General features: G+C 62.4%; 16 protein-coding genes. 8 read left to right on the plus strand and 8 right to left on the minus strand.

What is annotated here, in order from left to right; all coding sequences use genetic code 11:
* Positions 1-22: 22 nt before the first annotated feature.
* The 3 genes from fepC to fepD are packed head-to-tail and all read right to left on the minus strand — an operon-like array spanning position 23 to position 2,813.
* Positions 23-823 carry an iron-enterobactin ABC transporter ATP-binding protein gene (gene fepC / locus UTO39_RS07805; protein ID WP_320726898.1) on the minus strand — a complete coding sequence of 267 codons (801 nt, stop codon included), beginning with the start codon at positions 821-823 and terminating at the stop codon, positions 23-25.
* Positions 820-1,809, minus strand: coding sequence for an iron-enterobactin ABC transporter permease (fepG, locus tag UTO39_RS07810; RefSeq protein ID WP_266178648.1), 990 nt, complete (start codon positions 1,807-1,809; stop codon positions 820-822). The genes fepC and fepG overlap by 4 nt, the downstream gene beginning before the upstream one ends.
* A complete protein-coding gene (fepD, locus tag UTO39_RS07815) occupies positions 1,809-2,813 on the minus strand; it encodes a Fe(3+)-siderophore ABC transporter permease (RefSeq protein ID WP_320726899.1) in 1,005 nt (334 codons plus the stop codon). The genes fepG and fepD overlap by 1 nt, the downstream gene beginning before the upstream one ends.
* A 108-nt stretch (positions 2,814-2,921) precedes the next feature.
* On the opposite strand from fepD, the gene entS reads away from it, so the two are divergent.
* Entirely contained in the window at positions 2,922-4,169 is a 1,248-nt protein-coding gene (entS, locus tag UTO39_RS07820; RefSeq protein ID WP_320726900.1) for an enterobactin transporter EntS, read from the plus strand.
* 46 nt (positions 4,170-4,215) lie between these two features.
* Here the strand turns inward: entS and fepB are convergent, their stop codons facing one another.
* The gene (fepB, locus tag UTO39_RS07825; protein WP_320726901.1) at positions 4,216-5,175 is read right to left on the minus strand and encodes a Fe2+-enterobactin ABC transporter substrate-binding protein; all 960 of its coding nucleotides are present in this window, start codon (positions 5,173-5,175) and stop codon (positions 4,216-4,218) included.
* 187 nt (positions 5,176-5,362) lie between these two features.
* On the opposite strand from fepB, the gene entC reads away from it, so the two are divergent.
* From entC to UTO39_RS07860, 7 genes are all read left to right on the plus strand, one after another.
* Positions 5,363-6,538: an isochorismate synthase EntC gene (gene entC / locus UTO39_RS07830; RefSeq protein ID WP_320726902.1), complete on the plus strand. Its 1,176-nt coding sequence runs from the start codon at positions 5,363-5,365 to the stop codon at positions 6,536-6,538.
* Positions 6,539-6,547: 9 nt separating this feature from the next.
* Complete coding sequence (entE, locus tag UTO39_RS07835; protein ID WP_320726903.1) at positions 6,548-8,158, plus strand: (2,3-dihydroxybenzoyl)adenylate synthase EntE; 1,611 nt, start codon at positions 6,548-6,550, stop codon at positions 8,156-8,158.
* A 10-nt stretch (positions 8,159-8,168) separates the two neighbouring features.
* Positions 8,169-9,020, plus strand: a complete 852-nt coding sequence (locus tag UTO39_RS07840) for an isochorismatase (RefSeq protein ID WP_320726904.1) — start codon at positions 8,169-8,171, stop codon at positions 9,018-9,020.
* A 2-nt stretch (positions 9,021-9,022) separates the two neighbouring features.
* Positions 9,023-9,775 carry a 2,3-dihydro-2,3-dihydroxybenzoate dehydrogenase EntA gene (gene entA, locus UTO39_RS07845; RefSeq protein ID WP_407065103.1) on the plus strand — a complete coding sequence of 251 codons (753 nt, stop codon included), beginning with the start codon at positions 9,023-9,025 and terminating at the stop codon, positions 9,773-9,775.
* Positions 9,775-10,188, plus strand: a complete 414-nt coding sequence (entH, locus tag UTO39_RS07850) for a proofreading thioesterase EntH (RefSeq protein ID WP_320726906.1) — start codon at positions 9,775-9,777, stop codon at positions 10,186-10,188. Before entA ends, entH begins: the two co-directional genes overlap by 1 nt.
* A gap of 149 nt (positions 10,189-10,337) precedes the next feature.
* A complete protein-coding gene (gene cstA, locus UTO39_RS07855; RefSeq protein WP_061098912.1) occupies positions 10,338-12,443 on the plus strand; it encodes a pyruvate/proton symporter CstA in 2,106 nt (701 codons plus the stop codon).
* 114 nt (positions 12,444-12,557) lie between these two features.
* A complete protein-coding gene (locus UTO39_RS07860; RefSeq protein ID WP_006809671.1) occupies positions 12,558-12,755 on the plus strand; it encodes a YbdD/YjiX family protein in 198 nt (65 codons plus the stop codon).
* Here the strand turns inward: UTO39_RS07860 and UTO39_RS07865 are convergent.
* The 4 genes from UTO39_RS07865 to UTO39_RS07880 all read right to left on the minus strand — a co-directional run bounded on the left by UTO39_RS07865 (position 12,752) and on the right by UTO39_RS07880 (position 15,506).
* Complete coding sequence (locus tag UTO39_RS07865; protein ID WP_032670385.1) at positions 12,752-13,156, minus strand: helix-turn-helix domain-containing protein; 405 nt, start codon at positions 13,154-13,156, stop codon at positions 12,752-12,754. The genes UTO39_RS07860 and UTO39_RS07865 overlap by 4 nt on opposite strands.
* On the minus strand, positions 13,128-13,433 hold the full coding sequence (locus tag UTO39_RS07870; protein WP_253541190.1) for a type II toxin-antitoxin system RelE/ParE family toxin: 306 nt from the start codon (positions 13,431-13,433) through the stop codon (positions 13,128-13,130). The genes UTO39_RS07865 and UTO39_RS07870 overlap by 29 nt, the downstream gene beginning before the upstream one ends.
* A 183-nt stretch (positions 13,434-13,616) precedes the next feature.
* Positions 13,617-14,360 (minus strand): SDR family NAD(P)-dependent oxidoreductase, encoded by a 744-nt coding sequence (locus tag UTO39_RS07875; protein ID WP_061098910.1) that lies wholly within the window; start codon positions 14,358-14,360, stop codon positions 13,617-13,619.
* Positions 14,361-14,417: 57 nt separating this feature from the next.
* Positions 14,418-15,506, minus strand: coding sequence for an oxidoreductase (locus tag UTO39_RS07880; RefSeq protein ID WP_320726907.1), 1,089 nt, complete (start codon positions 15,504-15,506; stop codon positions 14,418-14,420).
* Between the last annotated feature and the right edge of the window lie 55 nt (positions 15,507-15,561).

A 15,561-nucleotide genomic window follows, 5' to 3' on the forward strand; every position in this document is an offset into this window, starting at 1 on the left:
AGAGGGTCAGGGTGAGGGGTCATCAAACCGCACGTTTTCCAAGCGGCACCACCAGCGGCGTGCCCGCCACCGGATCGTCAATAATCATGCAGCGCATGCCGTAGATCCGCGCGATCAGATCCGGCGTGACAATCTCCTTCGGCGCGCCCTGCGCCACAATCTCGCCGTCGCGCAAGGCAATCAGATGCGTAGCGTAGCGGCACGCCTGGTTTAAGTCGTGCAGCACCGCCGCCAGGGTATATCCCTGCGTGCGGTTTAGCTCGCTCAGCAGCTCCAGCAGGTCAATCTGATGGCTGATATCGAGCCAGGTCGTCGGCTCGTCCAGCAGCATGATCGACGTTTCCTGCGCCAGCACCATGGCGATCCACGCCCGCTGGCGCTGGCCGCCGGAGAGGGTGTCCACGCTTTGCTGTGCGAGATCGGTAATCCCCGTCGCCTGCATCGCACGCTTCACGGCCTCGTCGTCCTCCTTGCGCCAGCGGGTAAACAGCGGCTGGTGCGGGTAGCGTCCGCGTGAGACCAGCTCCTGCACCGTAATGTCTCCCGGCGTTGTGGCGCTTTGCGCCAGCAGCCCGATGCGCCTGGCCACCTCTTTACTGGCGAAGCGCTGGATCTGCTCCCCGTCGAGGAACACGCTGCCCTCAGCCGGCGTCATCAGGCGGCTCAGCGTGCGCAGCAATGTCGATTTGCCGCAGCCGTTTGGCCCAATAATGGCGGTGAAGTGGCCGTCCGGAATGGCAACGGATAGGTCACGGGCAATGATTTTTTTGCCGTATCCGAGAGTGAGGTTTTCGCCGCGCAAGCGGGTGGTTGAGTCTGTCATTTCTTGCGTGACTCCTGAACGAGCAAGACGATGAGGTAAATCCCGCCGAGGCTGACGGTCACCACGCCCACCGGTAGTTGATAAGGCATAAACAGCCGCTGGGCGCAGAGATCGGCGGCCAGCAGCAGCAGCGCGCCGCACAGCGCTGCCTGGGTTAATCCCCACTTCGCGGTGCCGCTAAGACGCCGCGCGATGTGCGGGGCCACGAGGGCGATAAACGAGATCGGCCCGGCGATGGCGGTGGAGGCGGCGGTCAGCAGTACCGCGACCAGCATCAGCATCAGGCGCGAGCGCTCGACGCTTACGCCCAGCGCGCAGGCGCTGTCGTCGCCCATCTCCAGCAGGCGCATACGCCGCACCAGCAGCAGCGCGCCGATAAACATCAGCAAAATCAGCGGCGCGGCGGGCCAGGTTTTGCCCCACGTCAGGCCGTTGAGGGAGCCTGCGTACCACAGCCCGGCGGAGAGCGCGGTTTCCAGCGAGGCCTGTAGCAAAAGCCAGGTGTTAAAGGCCATCAGCATGGCGCGGATGCCAATCCCGATAATGATGAGGCGGAAGGTGTCGATGCCGTTGCGCCAGGCCAGCGCCCAGATCAGTAAGGACGTCAGAATGCCGCCCGCCATCGCCGTGAAGGTAATCGCCGTCAGGTGCTGGCCGAACAGCACCATCGCCACCAGCACGCCGCTCCAGGCCCCGGTGTTGAGGCCCATCACGTCCGGGCTGCCGAGCGGGTTGCGCATCAGCGACTGAAAAATCGCGCCGCTCACGCCGAGCGCCGCGCCGACCAGAATCGCCATCGCCACGCGCGGCAGTCGCCACTCCGTCACCACCATGGTGATGTTGCGCGGCGCGCTGCCTGTGAGGGCGTGAAAGACCTGCGTAAAATCGAGCGTCACCGCGCCGCTGCGCAGGCTCCAGACCGCCAGCAGCAGAATGGCGATCGTCAGCAGGGAGACGCCGATAACTAAACGACGGGACGGAGCCATCATGCGCCACCTCCGCGTTTACGACGAACCAGGAAGATCAGCACCGGCGCGCCGATAAAGGCGCTCACCACCGAAACGCGCAGCTCGCCGGGAACCAGCAGGCGGCCCAGCACGTCGGCAAACAGCAGCAGGGCAGGAGTGGCCAGCAGCGTTACCGGCAGCGACCAGCGGTGATCCGCCCCCACCAGCCAGCGCGCCATGTGCGGCATCATCAGGCCGATAAAGGCTATCGGGCCGACCACGGCGGTCGCGCTGCCGCACAGTACCGTTATGGCTAAAAGACCAATCAGCTGCGTGCGCGCAACCCGGTTGCCGAGGGCGGTGGCGGTGTCGCTGCCGAGGCTCAGGCTGTTCAGCGCCCGGCTTAAAAACAGCGCCACGGCGGCGGCGATAATGACCGGGATCGCCACCACGTTTAATGTTTCAAGGGTGCGGATATCCAGCGAGCCGGCCTGCCAGAAGCGCAGCTGGTCGTAGACGTCCGGGTTGAGCAGGGCGATGCCGCTGGACAGGCCTTCCAGCACCGCCGCGAGCGCGACGCCCGCAAGCGTCAGGCGCACCGGACTCAGCTGCCCGCCGCCCTGGCTGCCGGTAAAGGCGACGACCAGCGAGGCGGCCAGCGCGCCGCAGAAGGCCATCGCCAGCTGTTCAGAGGGCGACGTCAACCCGAACAGCGCCGCGCCGAGCACGATGGCAAAGCTGGCGCCGGAGTTGACGCCGAGAATGCCGGGGTCCGCCAGCGGATTGCGGGTGAGGGTTTGCATCAGGGCTCCGGCAAGGCCAAGCGCGCCACCGGCCAGCAGTCCGGCAAGGGTACGGGGCAGGCGGGCGTCGAGCACGATGACGCAGTCCGCGCTCTGACAGGTACCGGAGAGCGCATCAACAATAACGGATGCGGGTAGCGGCTTTGCGCCGACCAGCAGGCTGAGTGCAATCGCAAGGCTCAAAAGCAGCAATAAAGCGGGCACGGCAACGGCGCGCACCGCAGAAGAGGAAAACGACATAGCAACATCCATGATTTGATAATGATAGTGATTATCGTTATCTATCTTATTTGGCTATGTTAGCATGTGCGCCCATGGAATGGGTAGAAATAGACTCAAGGCTTTGTCATGAATCAAAAATCCTGGCTGCTCAACCTCAGCCTGTTGAAAACGCACCCGGCGTATCGCGCCGTTTTTATCGCTCGCTTTATCTCCATTTTGTCCCTCGGGCTGCTCGGCGTGGCCGTTCCGGTCCAGATCCAGACTATGACGCACTCCAGCTGGCTGGTGGGGTTATCCGTCACCTTAACCGGCGGGGCGATGTTTATCGGCCTAATGGTCGGCGGCGTGCTGGCGGACCGCTACGAACGTAAGAAGCTGATCCTGCTGGCGCGCGGCACCTGCGGCGTGGGCTTTATCGGGCTGTGCCTGAACGCCATGCTGCCGGAGCCGTCGCTGATTGCCATTTACGCGCTTGGCCTGTGGGACGGTTTCTTCGCCTCGCTGGGCGTGACGGCGCTGCTGGCTGCGACGCCCGCGCTGGTCGGGCGCGAGAACCTGATGCAGGCGGGGGCGATCACCATGCTTACCGTGCGCCTCGGGTCGGTGATTTCGCCGATGGTGGGCGGGCTGCTGCTGGCGACCGGCAACGTGGCGTGGAACTACGGGCTGGCGGCGGCGGGGACGTTTATCACCACCCTGACGCTGCTGCGCCTGCCGCTCCTGCCGCCTCCGCCGCAGCCGCGCGAGCATCCGCTGAAATCGCTGATGGCCGCGATTCGTTTCCTGTTCAGTAACCCACTGATTGGCGGCATTGCGCTGATCGGCGGCCTGCTGACGATGGCGAGCGCCGTGCGCGTGCTCTACCCGGCATTAGCGGGAGAGTGGCAGATGAGCGCCTCGGAAATTGGCGTGCTGTACGCGGCCATTCCGCTCGGCGCGGCGCTGGGGGCGCTGACCAGCGGCAACCTGGCGCAGAGCGCGCGTCCGGGGTTGATTATGCTGCTAGCCACGCTGGCCTCGTTTATCGCCATTGGCTTCTTCAGCCTGATGCCGGTGTGGGCGCTGGGCGTGTTGTGCCTGGTGATTTTCGGCTGGCTGAGCGCCATCAGCTCGCTTTTGCAGTACACGCTGATCCAGACCCAGACGCCGGAAGGGATGCTTGGTCGCATTAACGGCCTGTGGACCGCGCAGAACGTGACGGGCGATGCGATCGGCGCGGCGATCCTCGGCGGGCTGGGGGCAATAATGACCCCGGTGGCCTCAGCGAGCAGCAGCGGGTTTGCGTTAGCGATTGTGGGCGGAATTTTGTTACTGGCGTTGGTGGAATTGCGGCGCTTCAGGCAGGAGGTTGTGTTAAACGACGGTGCGGCCTGATGCGCTTACCCCGGCCCTCTCCCACGGGGAGAGGGAGGTAAAATGCTTACTTAAACAACGCATTCAATCTGTCTAACACCAGCATCGCGCTGTAATAATCCAGGCGGAACGTCTCCGTTCCCAGCGCCCAGACGCGTTTGTTCTTCACCGACGGCAGATGCGCCAGCAGCGGGTTGGCGTAAATCGCCTCCACGTCTTTCTGGTCGCCGGCAAAGACAAACAACCCTTCGCCGTTCAGCCCCGTCGCCAGGTTTTCTCCACCCAGCTGAATAATGTCGTGGCGTTTGCCCTGGCTTTGGGAGGTGTGCAGCCCGGCGGGCAGGTCCGCCAGCGTAAAGCCCAGCTGGTGCAGCAGCTTGCCCTGCGCGGATTCCGCGGTCCACAGGTTGGCCGAGTGCGCGGCGGCGGTGTAGACGATGGCGTTGACCGGCTGCGGCGGCAGCTTCATCTGCTGTTTCACCTGCGCGAGCTGTTTATCAAACGCGGCAATACGATCCGCGGCCTGTTTTTCCTGTCCGGTGAGGGTGCCCAGCTGCGTCAGCAGCGCCTGCCAGCTCTTGTCGTCGTAGTTGATGATGAGCGTCGGGGCGATGGCGGAGAGCTGATCGTACAGCGCCAGCGCGGAATCCCCGCCGGTGGCACCGATCAAAATCAGGTCCGGCATTTGTGCGGCGACCGCTTCGGCGCTCGGCTCGCCGATGTACAGCCGCGCAACCTTACGCTGTTTTGCAATATCCCCCCACTGGCGCAGGAAACCCTGCGCGTCCGCCACGCGGTTGTTGGGCGTGGTTGCGCCGCTGGCAATGACCGGCGCGTCAATCGCCAGCAGGGAGCCGGTTAAGGTCACGCTGGTGGAGACAATGCGCGTCGGTTTGCGCTCAAGCGTATGCACGCCGCGGCTGTCGGTGACCTGGCGCGGCCAGTCTGCGGCGGTAGCTGAGGTTAGTCCTAAAACATAAAGTCCTGTCAAAAAAAGGGCATTGCGGCAAACGGCAGGGAATTTCACTGAGCGGCATCCTGTTTTTGTTGAAGATAATGCTTCTCATTTTCATGGTTGTGGAGAGCGGATGCAAGGGTTTGTCGCACAAGTCTTTACCCGACGGTTGACAGCGGGGCGCTGTGGGATTAGGTTAGCCGACGAAAATATAAATGATAATCATTATTGCTTCTTTTATCATTTTGAGGAGGATGATATGGACACGTCCCTGGCTGAGGAAGTTCAGCACACCGCGACCGCGCTGCAATCAGACAGCTTTTTCTTTATGTCGCCTTACCGCAGTTTTACCACCTCAGGCTGTTTTGCCCGCTTCTCTGAACCTGCCGTCGGCGGCGACGATCCGGCGGGGCACTTCCAGCAGAAATTAGCCCAGGCTTTTCGGGATGCGAAAGCCAGCGGCATCGCCCATCCGGTCATGGTAGGGGCCATCCCGTTCGATACCCGCAAGCCGTCTTCGCTGTTTATTCCGCAACGCTGGGAGACATTTTCCCGTCCCGCGCGTCAGCAGTCCGCGCGCTATTTCTCCGGCGCGCAGGCGCTGAAGGTGGAACAGCGCACCGAGATCCCCGCTCAGCCCGTTTTTGAAGAGATGGTCGCTCGCGCCGCGTCGCTGACCGCCACGCCGCAGGTGAACAAGGTGGTGCTGTCGCGCCTGATTGATATTGCCACCGACAAAAAAATGGACAGCGGCGCGCTGATGGAGCGTCTGATCGCCCAGAACCCGGCGAGCTTTAACTTCCACGTGCCGCTGGAGGACGGCGGCGTGCTGCTCGGCGCCAGCCCGGAACTGCTGCTGCGCAAAGAGGGCAGGCACTTTAGCTCGCTGCCGCTGGCAGGCTCCGCGCGCCGTCAGCCGGACGACGTGCTGGATCGCGAAGCGGGCAATAAGCTGCTGGCCTCCGAAAAGGACCGCCACGAACACGACCTGGTGACCCAGGCGATGAAGGCCGTTCTGGCGCCGCGCAGCCATCACCTGAGCATGCCGTCTTCCCCGCAGCTCATCACCACGCCGACGCTGTGGCATCTGGCGACGCCGGTAGAAGGTGACGCGCGCGAGAACGAAAATGCCCTGACGCTGGCCTGCCTGCTGCACCCGACCCCGGCCCTGAGCGGCTTCCCGCATCAGGCGGCAAAAGAACTGATTGCCGAACTGGAGCCGTTCGACCGCGAGCTGTTCGGCGGCATCGTCGGCTGGTGCGACAGCGAAGGCAACGGCGAGTGGGTGGTGACCATCCGCTGCGCGCGTCTTCGCGAAAATACCGTTCGCCTGTTTGCCGGCGCGGGCATTGTGCCGGCCTCCTCGCCGGTGGGCGAGTGGCGCGAAACGGGCGTGAAGCTCTCCACCATGCTCAACGTGTTTGGCCTGCACTAAGGAACGCTCATGACTATTCCCTTTACCCGCTGGCCTGAGGAATTTACCCGCCGCTACCGTGAGAAAGGCTACTGGCAGGATCGGCCCCTGACCCACATTCTGACGGATCGTGCGGACAGCGATACGGTGGCGATTATCGACGGCGAGCGGCACATCACCTACCGCGCGTTTCATCAGGCGGTGAATAACCTCGCGTCCGCCCTTCAGGCGCAGGGACTGCACCGCGGCGAGACCGCGCTGGTGCAGCTCGGCAACGTGGCCGAGTTCTACATCACCTTTTTTGCGCTGCTGCAAATCGGCGTCGCGCCGGTTAACGCGCTTTTTAGCCATCAGCGCAGCGAGCTGAACGCCTACGCCGCCCAGATCAAACCCGCCGTGCTGATCGCCGATCGCAGCCATGCCCTGTTCGCGGGCGATGATTTTCTCAATACCTTTGTGGATGAACACCGTTCTGTGCGCGCGGTGCTGCTGCGCGGCGATAAGGGTGAACATGCGCTGGAAGCGGCGATTGCGCGCCCGGCGGACAATTTCATCCCCAACCCGACGCCCGCCGACGAGGTGGCCTTCTTCCAGCTCTCCGGCGGCAGCACCGGCACGCCGAAGCTGATCCCGCGTACGCACAACGACTACGACTACAGCATCCGCCGCAGCAACGAGATTTGCGGCATTACCGCCGAAACGCGTTACCTGAACGCGCTCCCCGCGGCGCATAACTACGCCATGAGCTCGCCGGGATCGTTAGGCGTTTTCACGGCGGGCGGCTGCGTGGTGCTGGCGAACGATCCGAGCGCCACGCTCTGCTTCCCGCTGATTGAGCAGCATCAGATCAACGTGACGTCGCTGGTCCCTCCGGCGGTGAGCCTCTGGCTGCAGGCGATTGCCGACGGCGCGGGCAACGCGCAGCTTAAATCCCTCAGGCTGCTCCAGGTGGGCGGCGCGCGCCTCTCCGCCACGCTCGCGGCGCGCATTCCGGCGGAAATCGGCTGTCAGCTTCAGCAGGTGTTCGGCATGGCGGAAGGGCTGGTGAACTACACCGCGCTCGACGACGCGCCGGAGCGCATCATCAACACCCAGGGCCGTCCGATGTGCCCTGATGACGAGGTGTGGGTCGCGGACGAGCACGGCAACCCGCTGCCGCGCGGGGAGGTCGGGCGTCTGATGACGCGCGGTCCGTATACCTTCCGCGGCTATTTCAACAGCCCGGAACACAACGCCAGCGCCTTCGACGCCGACGGCTTCTACTGCTCCGGCGATCTGATCGCCATCGACGAGCAGGGCTACATCACCGTGCAGGGGCGCGAGAAGGATCAGATCAACCGCGGCGGGGAGAAGATCGCCGCCGAAGAGATCGAAAACCTGCTGCTGCGCCACGAGGCGGTGATCCACGCCGCGCTGGTAAGCATGGAGGACAGCCTGCTGGGCGAAAAAAGCTGCGCGTATCTGGTGGTGAAACAGCCCCTGCGCGCGGTCGAGGTGCGCCGCTTCCTGCGCGAGCAGGGCGTTGCCGAATTCAAGCTGCCGGACCGCGTGGAGAGCGTTGACGCGCTCCCTCTGACGCCGGTCGGCAAAGTCGATAAGAAACAGCTGCGCCTGTGGCTTGCTGAACGCGCCCGGGGCTGAGGAACAGAATATGGCCATTCCAAAATTAACCGCTTACGCGCTGCCAACCGCCGCAGAGCTGCCGACCAACAAGGTGAACTGGGCGTTTGAGCCGGAGCGCGCCGCGCTGCTGATCCACGATATGCAGGAGTATTTCCTGAACTTCTGGGGCGAAAACAGCGCAATGATGCAGCAGGTGGTGGCGAACATCGCCAGACTGCGCGCCTACTGCAAAGAACACAATATCCCCGTGTACTATACCGCCCAGCCGAAAGAGCAGAGCGACGAAGACCGCGCCCTGCTGAACGACATGTGGGGACCGGGGCTGACCCGCTCGCCGGAGCAGCAGCGCATCGTTGCTGAGCTGACCCCGGACGAAGCGGACACGGTGCTGGTGAAGTGGCGCTACAGCGCGTTCCACCGCTCGCCGCTGGAGCAGATGCTGAAAGAGACCGGCCGCAACCAGCTGCTGATTACCGGCGTTTATGCGCACATCGGCTGCATGACCACCGCCACCGATGCCTTTATGCGCGACATCAAGCCGTTCTTTATTGCCGACGCGCTGGCGGATTTTACCCGCGACGAACACCTGATGTCGCTCAACTACGTGGCCGGACGCTCGGGCCGCGTGGTGATGACCGACGAGCTGCTTCCGTCCGTTCCGGCTTCAAAAGGCGCGCTGCGTGAGCTGATCCTGCCTTTGCTGGACGAATCCGACGAGCCGATGGATGACGAAAACCTGATCGACTACGGTCTGGACTCGGTGCGCATGATGGCGCTGGCCGCCCGCTGGCGTAAAGTGCACGGCGACATTGACTTCGTGATGCTGGCAAAAAATCCTACCCTCGACGCCTGGTGGGCGCTGCTCTCCCGCGAGGTGTAGTGATGGGTTTTGATTTCACAGGTAAAACCGTCTGGGTAACGGGCGCGGGGAAGGGGATTGGCTATGCGACGGCGCTGGCGTTTGTAGAGGCGGGCGCGCGGGTGACCGGGTTCGATCTGGCCTTTCCGCAGGACGATTATCCCTTTACCACCGAGACGTTGGACGTGGCGAACGCCGCGCAGGTGGGCGAGGTCTGCGGGCGCGCGCTGGCGTCGCTTGAACGCCTGGACGTGCTGGTTAACGCGGCGGGCATTCTGCGCATGGGGGCGACGGACGAGCTCTCGCTGGAGGACTGGCAGCAGACCTTCGCGGTCAACGTCGGTGGCGTGTTTAACCTGTTCCAGCAGACGATGGGCCAGTTCCGCCGTCAGCAGGGCGGGGCGATTGTCACCGTGGCCTCCGACGCGGCACATACGCCGCGCATCGGCATGAGCGCCTACGGCGCGTCGAAGGCGGCGTTGAAAAGCCTGGCTCTGACCGTCGGGCTGGAGCTGGCGGGGAGCGGCGTGCGCTGTAACCTGGTGTCGCCCGGCTCAACGGACACCGACATGCAGCGCACCCTGTGGACCAGCGACGACGCAGAACAGCAGCGCATTCGCGGCTTTGGCGAGCAGTTTAAGCTCGGCATTCCGCTCGGCAAAATCGCCCGTCCGCGGGAGATTGCCGACACGGTGCTGTTCCTTGCATCCGATGCCGCCAGCCATATCACCCTGCAGGATATCGTGGTGGACGGCGGCTCCACGCTGGGGGCGTGATGATCTGGAAACGTCATTTATCGCTTGAAGAACTGAACGCCACCAGCGTGAACACCCTGGTAGCGCACCTGGGCATTGTCTATACCCGCCTTGGGGACGACACGCTGGAAGCGGAGATGCCGGTGGATGCGCGCACCCATCAGCCGTTTGGCCTGCTGCACGGCGGGGCGTCGGCGGGGCTGGCGGAAACGCTGGGCTCAATGGCCGGTTATCTGATGACCCGCGACGGGCAGAGCGTGGTGGGCACGGAGCTGAACGCCACGCACCATCGCGCGGTCTCTCACGGTAAGGTGCGCGGCGTATGTCAGCCGCTGCATCTGGGGCGTTCGAGCCAGAGCTGGGAGATCGTGGTATTCGACGAGCAGGGGCGGCGGTGCTGCACCTGTCGGTTGAGTACGATGGTGCTGGGGTAGGTCATTCAGCTGAAAGTGATCGGCTTAACACTGTGGTGTAAATCTCTGGTTTGACCACGCATTATTGCGTTTCAAAGTTGTTAAATTTTATCCGTTGTTCTAGAAACAAAATGTAACATCTCACTGTTTCACAACAACGGAAAACAACTATGAACAACTCAGGGAAATACCTTACGTGGGCGGTGCTCTCCGTTGTGGGAGCCTTTGCCCTGGGCTATATCGCCCTCAACCGGGGGGAACAGATCAATGCGCTCTGGATTGTCGTCGCCTCCGTCTGCATTTATCTGATCGCGTACCGTTTTTATGGCCGCTATATCGCGAATACCGTGCTGGCGGTTGACGGCACGCGCATGACGCCTGCCGTGCGTCACAATGACGGACTGGACTACGTGCCGACCGACAAAAAAGTGCTGTTCGGTCACCATTTTGCGGCGATTGCCGGAGCGGGCCCGCTGGTAGGGCCGGTGCTGGCGGCGCAGATGGGCTACCTGCCGGGGATGATCTGGATCCTCGCGGGCGTGGTGCTGGCGGGCGCGGTGCAGGACTTTATGGTGCTGTTCGTCTCCACCCGCCGCGACGGCCGTTCTCTGGGCGAGCTGGTGAAAGAGGAGATGGGGGCAACCGCCGGGGTGATCGCCCTGGTGGCGACCTTTATGATCATGGTGATCATCCTCGCGGTGCTGGCGATGATCGTGGTGAAAGCGCTGACCCACAGCCCGTGGGGGACCTATACCGTCGCCTTTACCATTCCGCTGGCGCTGTTTATGGGGATCTACATTCGCTACCTGCGCCCGGGCCGCATTGGTGAAGTGTCGGTGATTGGCCTGGTGTTCCTGGTGTTTGCGATTATCTCCGGCGGCTGGGTGGCGGAAAGCCCGACCTGGGCACCGTTCTTCGACTTTACCGGCGTACAGCTGACCTGGATGCTGGTGGGCTACGGCTTCGTGGCGGCGGTGCTGCCGGTGTGGCTGCTGCTGGCCCCGCGCGACTACCTCTCTACTTTCCTGAAAATCGGTACCATCGTCGGGCTGGCGATCGGCATTCTGATTATGCGTCCGACCCTGACCATGCCTGCGTTGACCAAGTTCATCGACGGTACCGGCCCGGTCTGGACCGGTAACCTGTTCCCGTTCCTGTTTATCACCATCGCCTGCGGCGCGGTGTCCGGCTTCCACGCGCTGATTGCCTCCGGCACCACGCCGAAGATGCTGGCGAATGAAAATCAGGCCTGCCTGATCGGCTACGGCGGCATGCTGATGGAGTCCTTCGTCGCGATTATGGCGCTGGTCTCGGCCTGCATTATCGATCCGGGCGTCTACTTCGCTATGAACAGCCCGATGGCGGTACTGGCCCCGGCGGGCACCGCTGACGTGGTTGCCTCTGCCGCGCAGGTGGTGAGCGGCTGGGGCTTTGCAATCACTCCGGAAACGCTGACGCATATTGCTAACGAGGTGGGCGAGCAGTCGATCATCTCCCGCGCGGGCGGGGCGCCAACGCTTGCGGTGGGCATGGCCTACATCCTTCACGGCGCGCTGGGCGGGCTGATGGACGTGTCGTTCTGGTATCACTTCGCGATCCTGTTCGAGGCGCTGTTTATCCTGACGGCGGTGGATGCGGGAACCCGTGCGGCGCGCTTTATGCTGCAGGATCTGCTGGGGGTCATCTCCCCGAACCTGAAGCGTACCGACTCGCTCCCGGCTAACCTGCTGGCGACGGCGCTGTGCGTGCTGGCGTGGGGCTACTTCCTGCATCAGGGCGTGGTGGATCCGCTGGGCGGGATTAACACCCTGTGGCCGCTGTTCGGTATCGCCAACCAGATGCTGGCGGGCATGGCGCTGATGCTCTGCGCGGTGGTGCTGTTCAAGATGAAGCGCCAGCGTTACGCGTGGGTGGCGCTGGTGCCAACCGCCTGGCTGCTGATCTGTACCCTGACGGCGGGCTGGCAGAAAGCCTTCAGCCCGGACAACAAGGTGGGCTTCCTGGCGATCGCCAACAAGTTCCAGGCGATGATCGACAGCGGCAAGATCCCGGCTCAGTACACCGAGTCGCAGCTGTCGCAGCTGGTATTTAACAACCGTCTGGACGCCGGGCTGACCATCTTCTTTATGGTGGTGGTTGTAGTGCTGGCGTTGTATTCTCTCAAAACCGCGCTGGCTGCGCTGAAAGTCGACAAGCCAACGGCGAAAGAGACACCGTATGAGCCGATGCCTGAAAACCTGGAAGAGATTGTGACCCAGGCGAAAGGGGCGCATTAATTTAAACAATCGCCCCTCACCCTAACCCTCTCCCCAAAGGGGAGAGGGGACTTTTAACACCCTCTCCCCTTTGGGGAGAGGGTCGGGGTGAGGGGAAATAGCGAGAAACGACCTATGTTCGACACCCTATCCAAAGCAGGTAAGTACCTGGGCCAGGCCGCCAAAATGATGATTGGCGTGCCGGATTACGACAACTACGTCGAGCATATGCGCGTCAACCATCCGGACCAGACGCCGATGACCTACGAAGAATTTTTCCGCGACCGCCAGGACGCCCGCTACGGCGGTAAGGGCGGGGCAAAGTGCTGTTAACCCTCTTTGGGTAAATAGAGGCTGATTTGCTCCTGTTTACAGCCGTAGATGGCCGCCAGCTTTTCGCGGGTGCGCTTTTGCGGACGGGAGTCCAGCGCTTCCAGCTGTGACACGGCGGACTGGCTGATGCCAAGTTTCTCCGCCACCTCCTGCTGCGACATGCCGCGCAGGATACGCCACGCGGCCTGCAGGCTGACGTTCTGCCAGGTCATGATGCTGCACACTTCTCCGGGCAATTCCACGTCATCCAGGCTATCGTGTTCGACTTCAATATCCTCCAGGTCGTCATCGGTTTCGTCGTCAATTTCCGACATCTGTAAGAGCATACGAAAATATTCGTGATAGGGAATAACGGCGTACTGCGTTTTCCCGTTATCGTCCTTGATTAGCTGTACAGCCATAGGTGGCACTCTCCTCATGCAGGTAAGTCGTTGAAGTTCTGCGCTTGACGGCCAAAACATAACAATGGTTATCGGGATCGTCCCGAAGCGTATAGATGATGCGGTAATCGCCTACGCGTAACCGGTAACGATCTTCGGTCGCCGATATTTTTTTGATATCGGGCCGGGGAGCCGAGCGGTCATCCAGCTCAGTAAGCTTTACCTCAATGCGTCGCTGATACCGCTCGTCAATCTTTGAAAACGCCTTTTTTGCACCATTGGACCAGACAATCTTCATCCGTACCTCCACTGTACGACCACACAAAATATAAGGAAATAATAAGACTATTAGATAAATTCCGAATTTCTTATGGGGTACTGTAGAGCGGAGAAAAAACGCAGGTCAGAGGCAAAACGCAAACCGTCGAGGCGGCTCGACAAGGCCTCTGCCGGGCGACAGAGGCTTGCAGAAAATTTGCGATCAGGCGTTCAAACCGCCGTCCACGTCCAGACCGGTACCGGAGATCTGACCGGCAGCCGGGCTGGCGAGGAAGGTAACCGCCGCCGCGACGTCTTCCGGCTGGCCGTAATGGCCCAGGGCAATAAGCTGACGCTGTGAGTCAGCCTGCTCTCCGTCTTCCGGGTTCATGTCGCTGTTGGTGGGGCCGGGGTGGACCAGGTTGACGGTAATGCCGCGCGGCCCTAAATCACGGGCGAGTCCGCGGGTAAGGGAGTTCAGTGCAGATTTGGTCATCGAGTAAACGGCAATGCCCGGCTGCGCCACGCGGTTCGCCAGACAGCTGCCGATGTTGATGATGCGCCCGCCGTCAGACATGTGCACCAGCGCTTCCTGAATGGCGATCACCACCCCACGAATGTTGACGTTGATGAGGGCGTCGATGTCCGCCAGCGTCATCGATTCCAGCGGGCCGCCGCGCGCAATCCCGGCGTTGTTGACCAGAATGTCCAGCCCGCCGAGGGATCGCGCCGCATGGGTGACGGCATCCTGAATCGCCTGCGCGCTGGCGCTGTCCGCCTGAACGGCCTCGCCGTGCCGCCCCAGCGCCTTAATCTCATCGGCGACCGCCTGGGCTTTATCGGCGGATTTTTCATAGGTGATGACCACATCGGCACCGGCGCGCGCCAGCGACAGCGCAATGGCCCGACCCAGCCCGCGGCTGGCGCCGGTAACCAGCGCCTTTTTACCTGTTAAATCGATCTGCATGATGACCTCGTTACGAGAGTGGTGAGAACCATCATTAGGTATAGCCCGTCGGCGCGATTAACGGCAGAAGGATTCCACTTTCTCAAACGCGGTGCGAAGAACCTCAGGCGTTAGCGTAACGGGTAAATAGTGAACCGACTCCACCGGGCGCAGGGTGTGGGCAATGACCCTGTCCAGCTCGTCGCGGTTATTGATGTCGACGTCCAGCTCGTGAAGCGTGGTCGGCAGGTTAAAGCGCCGGTATGCCGCCACCAGCTGCGCCAGCACGTCGTCCTGGCCAAGCAGGGCGCTCTGCACCAGAATGCCGTAGGCCACCTTGGTGCCGTGGAGGAATTTTTCCGTCTGCGGCAGCACGGTTAAGCCGTTGTGCACCGCATGCGCCGCCGCCACGCGGGTGTAGCGTTCGCCCAGACCGCCGACCATCCCGCCGCCGGCGATAATCGCGTCCACCACGTCCCGGAACGCCTGCGTTTGCTCGCCGCGCTGCTGGTCGGCCAGCGCTTGCTCACTGTGTTCCAACAGCACGTCGCGGATCGCCAGCGCGCCGTTAAGGCCAAGACGCACGGTCAGCGGCAGGTTTTCCGGCTGCGGGGCAAGCACCACCGCCTCGTACCACTTCGCCAGCGTATCGCCGATCCCCGCCAGCAGGTATTCCGCCGGAGCGTTAAGGACGATCTGCGGCTCCACCAGCACCAGGAAGTTGGCGTCGTCGAAGATCTCAAACTGCAGCGCCTGCCCGGCATCGTTGTACCAGACGGAGAGCGGGGTCCACGCGGCGCAGGTGGCGGCAATGGTGGGAATGCCCACGAACGGCACCCCTAAGCGGCGCGCCACGGCCTTGACGGTGTCCATGACCGCGCCGCCGCCAACGCCAATCACCACGCTGGCATCGCCGCCGGACTCGTTCACCAGATGGGTGACGTCGCGCTCGCTGCAGTGGCCTTTAAACAGCAGGTGCTTCGCCCCCGGCGCGTTAAAGCTCTCCGGCAGGAACGGGCGCGCGCCCTCTATTGCACGCTCGCCGTAAATCCATACCGCACGGGAAAGCTGTTCCGGGGTAAAGAAGTCATTCAGATGCGCAAGGCTTCCGGAATGAGAGAAGTAGTTCGCCGGGCCGGGCACGACGCGGATGTCGGTGTTGCTCATGGTGTTGTCCTTTTTTCGCAAGCGCTAACCCGATGTTATGTCTGGACATCCGGAT

It is taken from the genome of Enterobacter sp. 118C5 (genome assembly GCF_034107645.1).
Classification (GTDB): domain Bacteria; phylum Pseudomonadota; class Gammaproteobacteria; order Enterobacterales; family Enterobacteriaceae; genus Enterobacter; species Enterobacter nematophilus.

Excerpts from the sequence above, each read along its gene's own strand:
- fepC (WP_320726898.1), bottom strand. The coding sequence starts at position 823 with ATGACAGACTCAACCACCCGCTTGCGCGGCGAAAACCTCACTCTCGGA.
- fepG (WP_266178648.1), bottom strand. The coding sequence starts at position 1,809 with ATGGCTCCGTCCCGTCGTTTAGTTATCGGCGTCTCCCTGCTGACGATC.
- fepD (WP_320726899.1), bottom strand. The coding sequence starts at position 2,813 with ATGTCGTTTTCCTCTTCTGCGGTGCGCGCCGTTGCCGTGCCCGCTTTA.
- entS (WP_320726900.1), top strand. The coding sequence starts at position 2,922 with ATGAATCAAAAATCCTGGCTGCTCAACCTCAGCCTGTTGAAAACGCAC.
- entC (WP_320726902.1), top strand. The coding sequence starts at position 5,363 with ATGGACACGTCCCTGGCTGAGGAAGTTCAGCACACCGCGACCGCGCTG.
- entE (WP_320726903.1), top strand. The coding sequence starts at position 6,548 with ATGACTATTCCCTTTACCCGCTGGCCTGAGGAATTTACCCGCCGCTAC.
- UTO39_RS07840 (WP_320726904.1), top strand. The coding sequence starts at position 8,169 with ATGGCCATTCCAAAATTAACCGCTTACGCGCTGCCAACCGCCGCAGAG.
- entA (WP_407065103.1), top strand. The coding sequence starts at position 9,023 with ATGGGTTTTGATTTCACAGGTAAAACCGTCTGGGTAACGGGCGCGGGG.
- entH (WP_320726906.1), top strand. The coding sequence starts at position 9,775 with ATGATCTGGAAACGTCATTTATCGCTTGAAGAACTGAACGCCACCAGC.
- cstA (WP_061098912.1), top strand. The coding sequence starts at position 10,338 with ATGAACAACTCAGGGAAATACCTTACGTGGGCGGTGCTCTCCGTTGTG.
- UTO39_RS07860 (WP_006809671.1), top strand. The coding sequence starts at position 12,558 with ATGTTCGACACCCTATCCAAAGCAGGTAAGTACCTGGGCCAGGCCGCC.
- UTO39_RS07865 (WP_032670385.1), bottom strand. The coding sequence starts at position 13,156 with ATGGCTGTACAGCTAATCAAGGACGATAACGGGAAAACGCAGTACGCC.
- UTO39_RS07870 (WP_253541190.1), bottom strand. The coding sequence starts at position 13,433 with ATGAAGATTGTCTGGTCCAATGGTGCAAAAAAGGCGTTTTCAAAGATT.
- UTO39_RS07875 (WP_061098910.1), bottom strand. The coding sequence starts at position 14,360 with ATGCAGATCGATTTAACAGGTAAAAAGGCGCTGGTTACCGGCGCCAGC.
- UTO39_RS07880 (WP_320726907.1), bottom strand. The coding sequence starts at position 15,506 with ATGAGCAACACCGACATCCGCGTCGTGCCCGGCCCGGCGAACTACTTC.